Annotated in this window: 4 protein-coding genes and 1 pseudogene; 4 read left to right on the top strand and 1 reads right to left on the bottom strand. The window is 42.2% G+C overall.

Features of this window, described 5'->3' with window-relative positions:
- Nucleotides 1–219, bottom strand: a pseudogene (locus tag HMPREF2794_RS18725) (RNA polymerase sigma-70 factor); the annotation flags it as partial.
- A gap of 224 nt (nucleotides 220–443) precedes the next feature.
- On the opposite strand from HMPREF2794_RS18725, the gene HMPREF2794_RS18720 reads away from it, so the two are divergent.
- The 4 genes from HMPREF2794_RS18720 to HMPREF2794_RS18705 all read left to right on the top strand — a co-directional run bounded on the left by HMPREF2794_RS18720 (nucleotide 444) and on the right by HMPREF2794_RS18705 (nucleotide 7521).
- The gene (locus HMPREF2794_RS18720) at nucleotides 444–1367 is read left to right on the top strand and encodes a FecR family protein (protein ID WP_010537391.1); all 924 of its coding nucleotides are present in this window, start codon (nucleotides 444–446) and stop codon (nucleotides 1365–1367) included.
- Nucleotides 1368–1617: 250 nt separating this feature from the next.
- Nucleotides 1618–4917 carry a TonB-dependent receptor gene (locus HMPREF2794_RS18715; protein WP_055269912.1) on the top strand — a complete coding sequence of 1100 codons (3300 nt, stop codon included), beginning with the start codon at nucleotides 1618–1620 and terminating at the stop codon, nucleotides 4915–4917.
- A 24-nt stretch (nucleotides 4918–4941) separates the two neighbouring features.
- A complete protein-coding gene (locus tag HMPREF2794_RS18710; RefSeq protein WP_010537393.1) occupies nucleotides 4942–6537 on the top strand; it encodes a RagB/SusD family nutrient uptake outer membrane protein in 1596 nt (531 codons plus the stop codon).
- A 42-nt stretch (nucleotides 6538–6579) separates the two neighbouring features.
- Entirely contained in the window at nucleotides 6580–7521 is a 942-nt protein-coding gene (locus tag HMPREF2794_RS18705) for an endo-beta-N-acetylglucosaminidase family protein (RefSeq protein ID WP_022300784.1), read from the top strand.
- The last annotated feature ends 14 nt before the right edge of the window (nucleotides 7522–7535 follow it).

Below are 7535 nucleotides of genomic sequence, written 5' to 3'. Positions count from 1 at the left end.
ACACATCTTTATATATCCCAAGGCTGTCTCTGATTGCAAATCGAAAGAGTCTGTATCCAGCTTGTCCCATAAAGAGGTAAATACATCCGAAACGATGTCTTCGCGGGTTTCCTTATCATCTACAAATCTTTTTGCATACAGACAGAAAGGGGCGTAATACTCCTCATAAAGCTGCTTGAAGGCCCTTTCTTTCGTCTGTTTGGAAAAAGATATTTTCATTATATTGAGATTCTGTAGTTTTTCATTTTGCTGCAAATATATAATAAGATAATCATCATTACCTAAAATATCCTTTCTTTTTTTGTTTTTGGTATGAAGCTGTAGAAAATAAGTTAGCTTGAAAAATAAAATAAAAAAAACTTTGTTTTGCCTGTCCCTTTTCGATTGCTTCAGTTGTACTATTAGTGTAATTGCAATTAAAAGATAAGATTTTGAAAGAGAATATGGAAAATATGAATCCGGAATCATTGCTCCGTAAAGCACAGGCATTAGGAGAAGACATTAAAGAAATGGAGTCCATTGATGTGCTGGGCGCCTATCAACAGGCACAAACCAAAATAAAGATCAACAGAAGAAGGAGTATGTATAATCAGTTGATGCGTTATGCTGCATTCTTGACTATACCTTTGTTGCTTTCTTCTTTGGTTTTGGGATATTTATATTGGGGAGCGACAGATGCCGAAGAAAAATATGCGGAAGTTGTGGCAGCTACAGGCTCGATTATTCGCTACGAACTTCCTGACCATTCGGTGGTCTGGTTAAACTCCGGTAGTACTCTCCGTTATCCTACCGTTTTTAAGAAAGATAACCGTAATGTAGAATTGAAGGGTGAAGCCTATTTTGAGGTAGAGGCAGACCGGGAACGGCCCTTTTACGTAAATACTCCTGCCGGTTTAAGCGTGTATGTTTACGGAACAAAATTTAATGTAAATGCTTACGAAGATGATAATAGTATAGAGACGGTATTGGAGAAAGGTAAAGTAAACGTTATTTCACCTGATGGAAAGACGACTGTTCAGTTGGCTCCGGGAGAACGATTACTTTATAACAAGGCGGATCAGAAGTTGATGAAAGGAAAAGTGGATGTGTATGAAAAGGTGGCGTGGAAAGACGGTAAACTGATATTCCGAAATGCTGAGTTGGATGAGATATTCAAACGGCTGGCACGGCATTTCAATGTAGATATTCAGTTTAATAATATATCAGGGAAGGAGTATAAATACCGCGCTACTTTCCGTAATGAAACACTGCCGCAAATATTGGATTATCTGGCTAAGTCTGCTGCCTTGAAATGGAGAACTGAGGAAGCGGTACAACAGGCAGATGATACATTTACAAAGAAAAAAATAATTGTAGATTTATATTAGTAACCATAAAAATGAGAGTAGCCTATGAGATAACACAAAGATCGTAAAAAAAGGAAGAAAGCTGCTACCAACAGCTGTCTTCCCTCCAAATTTTCAGATTCGCGGTAAGGAGTCTTGCAAACGCTAACCGGAATCAAACCATAGTTCATTATAGTAATAAACTTTAGTTAACCGCAAATGTATGAAAAAAAATCATTCATTTATTGCATTATGTCCTAAATATGCTTTAAATCTAAAACTACCTTTAGTTATGAGGATTAGTCTGGCACTACTTTTTGCAGTCGTTTTACAACTTCCTGCAGAGAATGGCTATGCTCAACGAACGCATGTTGCCATTTCTATGAACAATGTATCTGTAGAACAGATACTGAATAAAATAGAAGAAACTTCCGATTATGTTTTCCTTTACAATGACAAAACTATTCAGAAGAATCGCATTGTTTCTGTGAGAAATAAATCCGGTAAGATTCTGGATATTCTGGATGATATTTTTAAGGGAACCGATATCACGTATACCGTAGTTGACAAACAGATTATTTTGTCGACCAATAAGATGCAACTTGTTCAGCAGGAAGGACAAATCCAGGTAAAAGGAGTTGTGAAGGATGCTGGCGGAGATCCGTTGATTGGTGTGAATGTTAAAGTGAAAGATTCTACGGTCGGTACTATTACTGACATAAACGGAAATTTCTCGTTGCAAGCTAAAAAGGGAGATGTTCTGGAAGTATCCTATGTGGGATATGCCACGAAAACTGTAAGGGTTCAGAATGCGCAGGTTTTGAATATTGTGCTGACTGAGGATACGGAAGTACTGAATGAAGTCGTTGTTACTGCACTGGGCATCAAGAAGGAAGCCAAATCATTGTCTTACAATGTACAGCAAGTGAGTAATGATGAGATTACACGCATTGCCGATGCCAACTTCGTCAACAACCTGAATGGTAAGGTTGCCGGTGTTACGATCAACTCATCTTCAGCCGGTGTAGGCGGTTCTTCACGTGTTGTGATGCGTGGTACCAAATCCTTGAATGGTAATAACAATGCTCTTTATGTAGTCGATGGTATTCCGATGAGTGATATGAGTGCAGCTTCTACGCAGCCTACGGATTCATACGAAGGTGCCGGTCAGTCCGGTGATCCTATTTCCGGTCTGAATCCCGAGGATATCGAGAGCATATCCGTTTTGAGCGGACCGTCAGCTGCTGCTCTTTACGGTAGTGCCGCTGCCAATGGTGTAGTAATGATTACTACTAAAAAAGGAAGAGAAGGGCGTACTTCGGTCAGCATATCCAATAATACGACTTTCTCAGCTCCTCTTGTTTTGCCTGAGTTCCAGAATACTTATGGGCAGACCGAAGTAGGTAGTTACTACAGTTGGGGCAGCAAATTGAATACACCGAGCAGCTATGATCCTAAAGATTTCTTTCAGACGGGCGTAAATGTAACCAATGCGGCCAGTCTTTCTACAGGTACTGACAAGAATCAGACTTACTTATCTTTAGGTACTACGAATGCCAACGGTATTATTCATAATAATGACTACGAGCGTTATAATGTTACCGTCCGTAATGTTGCCAAGATGTTGAAAGATAAGCTGACTCTCGACCTGAGTTTTATGCTTAGCTCTGTAAAAGAGCAGAACATGACCTCTCAGGGACTTTATTATAACCCGCTGGTTCCTCTTTATCTGTTTCCCGCGGGAGATGATTTCTCGAAGGTTCAGGCATATCAGCGTTACGATTCAGAGCGAAACTTACTGACCCAGTATTGGCCTTACAGTACCAGTCTGGCTTTGCAGAACCCGTATTGGATTACCGAGCATATCAAAATACCTAATCATAAGAACCGTTATATGGCTACTGCATCGGCAAAATATGATTTTGCTGACTGGATTAATGTGACAGCCCGTGCCAAGATGGACCGCAACAACGAGCGCCGTGAACGTATGTATGATGCAGGAACGAACACCTTGTTTGCTTCAAAATATGGTTACTACTCCAAGAGTAATATTGAAAATCAGCAGATATACGGCGAACTGTTACTGAATATCAATAAGTACTTTGTTGACAATACCCTTAATTTAACGGCCAATGTGGGAGCAAACTTCGAAAACAATGATTATCAGTCCGATTATTTCGGAGGTAAGCTGAAGTCAGTGGCCAACCTCTTTACTTTTGGAAACGTGGACACTTCGGAGAAGAACCTGGCTAATCAATATGGCTATCATTTGAAGAAACGTGCTATATTCGGCAGCGCGCAAATCGGCTATAAATCTATGGCTTATCTGGATGTGACGGCTCGTAATGACTGGTCGTCTACCTTCAAAGGCACGAATACCGGTTCTTTCTTCTATCCGTCTATCGGTCTTTCGGGGATTATCACAGACATATTCCGTTGCAGTACGGATATCATGCCGTACATGAAAGTACGTGTATCCTATTCGGAAGTCGGTAATTCTCCGGACGTATTTCTGGCCATTCCGACTTATGCATTGGTCGATGGAGTTCCTGTTACCCAGTCCCGCCGTCCTAACCCCAATCTGAAGCCGGAACGTACCAAATCATGGGAAGCCGGATTTAACTTTGTGTTCTTCAAGAACCGTTTGAGGCTGGACGGATCTATTTATCAGTCACGCACTTATAATCAGTTCTTCGAGCGTACCCTTTCTTCCACTACCGGTTATAAGTCGGAAGTTGTCAACGGTGGTCGTGTAGATAATAAAGGTATTGAATTGTCTTTGCGCTTTGAAGATAAATGGGGAGATTTTGGCTGGAGTTCTTATCTGACATATTCATTAAACAAGAATAAGGTAGTGGAATTGCTGCGCAACTATGAAGATCCTTATACACATGAACTCACTTCTCTGGACAGAATCGATATGGGAGGAACCAGTATGTATAAGATGATACTGACAGAAGGCGGATCTATCGGTGATATTTATGTGAATACGCTTCGCACGGACGAACATGGAGCTATCTATGTCCATCCTTCGGACCAGGTCGTAGTCACTCAGCCCGACGAGTTTGTAAAAGCCGGTAACAGTGCTCCTAAATACAACCTCGGCTGGGGCAATACATTCAGTTATAAAGGTCTTTCATTAGGATTCCTGTTTACGGCACGTGTCGGTGGCGTAGTGGTATCGCAGACACAGGCAACAATGGATGCATACGGCTCTTCAAAGGCTACAGCCGATGCCCGTGATAATGGCGGAGCTATTGTCAACGGTCGTCCTATCGGCGCGGAAGATTACTATACGAAGATTGGAGGCTCCGGTGCTCAGGGGGGAATTGGCTCTATGTATACGTATAGTGCGACTAATGTCCGTCTGGCTGAGTTATCATTAGGCTATGATATTCCTATCAACAAGTATGTGGACTGGATTAAGGGGTTGAACGTATCCTTCATCGGTAAGAATCTCTTCTTCCTTTATAGAAAAGCTCCGTTCGATCCGGAACTGACAGCAAGTACAGGTACTTACTTTCAAGGTATTGACATGTTTATGTCACCAAGTCTGCGTAATTTGGGATTCTCTGTGAAAGTTAATTTCTAATCAAACTTATAAATTGTAGAAGATATGATATTAAATAAAATACGGTCATGGAACAAACTTTCCATTCTCGGGATATCTTTGATGCTATTGAATAACATTTCGTGTATCGACTATGAGGATAATGTAAATCCGAATGAAGTCACCGAGGAAATGATGGAAGCAGACAACCTGAAGACAGGTGCTTTCTTTTCGCAAATGCTGCGCCGGGTTGTTATCGTAAATGATGGCGACAAGCTCGATTCTGACTATCAGATTGCCCAGAACTTATCGCACGATCTCTATTCGGGCTACATAGCCGCTACTTTAGGGTCTACCAACCATAACGGACAGTATAACTTTCAGGAACAATGGGTAAATGCCACTTTTGATTATGCCTATACTGGCATTATGGCGCCGTGGCAAAGTATTCACAAGATAGCTACCGAGCAAGAGTTGCCGGAAGTTGACGCATTGGCTACTATCGTAAAAGTGGAAGGGATGCATCGTATTGCTGATACTTTCGGCCCTATTCCGTATGTAAACTATGGCTCTTCCAGCTTATACGACGCATTGGACTTGGTTTATAATAAGTTCTTTGAGGAACTGGATAATGCTATCGAAGTATTGAGCAATTATGTGAACGGAAATGTGGATGCCAAGCTGATGAGCGATTATGACTGTGTATATGGGGGTGATGTAGAGAAGTGGGTGAAGTTTGCCAATACACTGCGTTTGCGTCTTGCTATACGTGTCTCTTATGCGAATCCTACTTTGGCAGAAGCACAGGCAAAGAAATCGATGGAAAATATGTTTGGCTTTATCGAAAGTAAAGCGGAACGTGCCGAGCTTTCGCATAACTCATTGGAATATCATCATCCGTTGCACGAGATCGCCTATAACTTCAATTCGGGCGACTGTCGTCCGGGTGCTACCATCGTAGCCTACTTGAACGGACTGAATGATTCACGAATCAGCTCTTATTTTACAACAGCCGGCGACGGTGAATATCATGGCGTACGTATCGGTATCACCACAAGCAACATGAGCAACTATCAGGGTAATAAGATCTCTAACCTGAATATCAACCGTGCTTCCACTCCGGTAGTATGGATGACTGCTGCCGAATCGTTCTTCCTGCGTGCCGAAGGTGCATTACGTGGCTGGACGATGGGTGGTACAGCCAAATCATTCTATGAACAAGGTGTACGTATGTCGTTCGAAGAGAACAATGCTGCCGGTGTAGACGATTATCTGGCCGACAACACCTCGACTCCGGGTGCTTTTGCAGATAATGTAGGTAGTGATAATTATACTTTCAGCAGCAAGGTTACTCCTGCATGGGATGATAATGCCGATTTTGAGGGACAGTTGGAACGTATCATCACACAGAAGTGGATTGCCATTTATCCCGACGGTCCTGAAGGATGGAGTGAATATCGTCGTACAGGCTATCCGGAAGTTATTCCTGTAGTGAGAAATAGCAGTAATGGAACGATTGATACCGAATTGCAAGTCCGCCGTCTGCCTTATACACGTGACGAGAAGATCAACAATGCCAGCGGCGTTGCCAGTGGTATATCGGCTTTGGGTGGTCAGGATACGGGTGGAACTAAACTCTGGTGGGACAAAAGATCCCGATAACAGGAAAATGGACATTGTTTAATTTTAAAAACACTAATTACAATGAAAACAAAAATAACAGGTTTACTGACTTTCCTTATCGGAACATTCTTTTTCTATAGTTGTGATACCGATGTGGAAGCGTTAGAAATTCAGAAGCTGAAGACATACGACGAGCAGTATTTTGAGAATCTGCGTGCCTTCAAGAAAAGCGATCATGAGATAAGTTATGCTTATTACGAAGCGTGGTCACCAATTGAAGGTGTGACAGGCTATAAAGATCCCGCATCGTGGGGTGAACGTATGGTAGGACTGCCAGACAGTATAGACATCGTAAACCTATGGATGGGAATACCGACAGCAGAGACACATCCGGTAGCATATGCGGATATGCAATACTGTCAGCAGAAACTGGGTACACGTTTTGTCATGCATGCCGATGCTTCTCATTACAGACACCAGTTTACCATTGATGGTGTTGATTATGATCTGAGTCAAAATAAGGATGATGAAGCGATGGCTGCATACGCCAAATGGATTGTAAATCAAGTGTTGGAGCCGGGACTTGATGGAGTAGACGTCGACTGGGAAGGATGGAGCAGCTCCGATCTGGTAAGGTTGATAAAGGAACTTGGCAAGTATTTTGGTCCCGAAGGCGAACAACCGGACAAGTTGCTTATCGTTGACTATTTCAGTGGAACACCACCGACAGACATCATACCTTATTGTGATTATATCGTTCAACAAGCTTATAGTAATCAGGTCGGGTTCTTGACTCAACCCAGCAACTTTCCACCCGAGAAGATGATTTATTGTGAATCATTCGGAGTGTTCTATGCAGACGGAGGCCAACTGATGAACTATGCACGTTGGGAGCCATCGAAAGGTCGTAAAGGCGGCTGTGGAGTTTTCTTCTTGGGAAGAAACTATTACTCATCGTCAGGTATACCTTACAATGAGTTCAGGGAAGCCATTCAGATAATGAATCCTGCAATAAGTGAATAAATAATGAATAAATA

Origin of the sequence: Bacteroides sp. HMSC067B03, from assembly GCF_001811315.1 — a bacterium.
GTDB classification, from domain to species: Bacteria; Bacteroidota; Bacteroidia; order Bacteroidales; family Bacteroidaceae; genus Bacteroides; species Bacteroides faecis.
The sequence above is the reverse complement of the archived record's forward strand: the minus strand, read 5'-3'. Positions and strand labels throughout refer to the sequence as shown.

Coding starts and splice junctions, on each gene's coding strand:
- HMPREF2794_RS18720 (WP_010537391.1), top strand. CDS start 444: ATGGAAAATATGAATCCGGAATCATTGCTCCGTAAAGCACAGGCATTA.
- HMPREF2794_RS18715 (WP_055269912.1), top strand. CDS start 1,618: ATGAGGATTAGTCTGGCACTACTTTTTGCAGTCGTTTTACAACTTCCT.
- HMPREF2794_RS18710 (WP_010537393.1), top strand. CDS start 4,942: ATGATATTAAATAAAATACGGTCATGGAACAAACTTTCCATTCTCGGG.
- HMPREF2794_RS18705 (WP_022300784.1), top strand. CDS start 6,580: ATGAAAACAAAAATAACAGGTTTACTGACTTTCCTTATCGGAACATTC.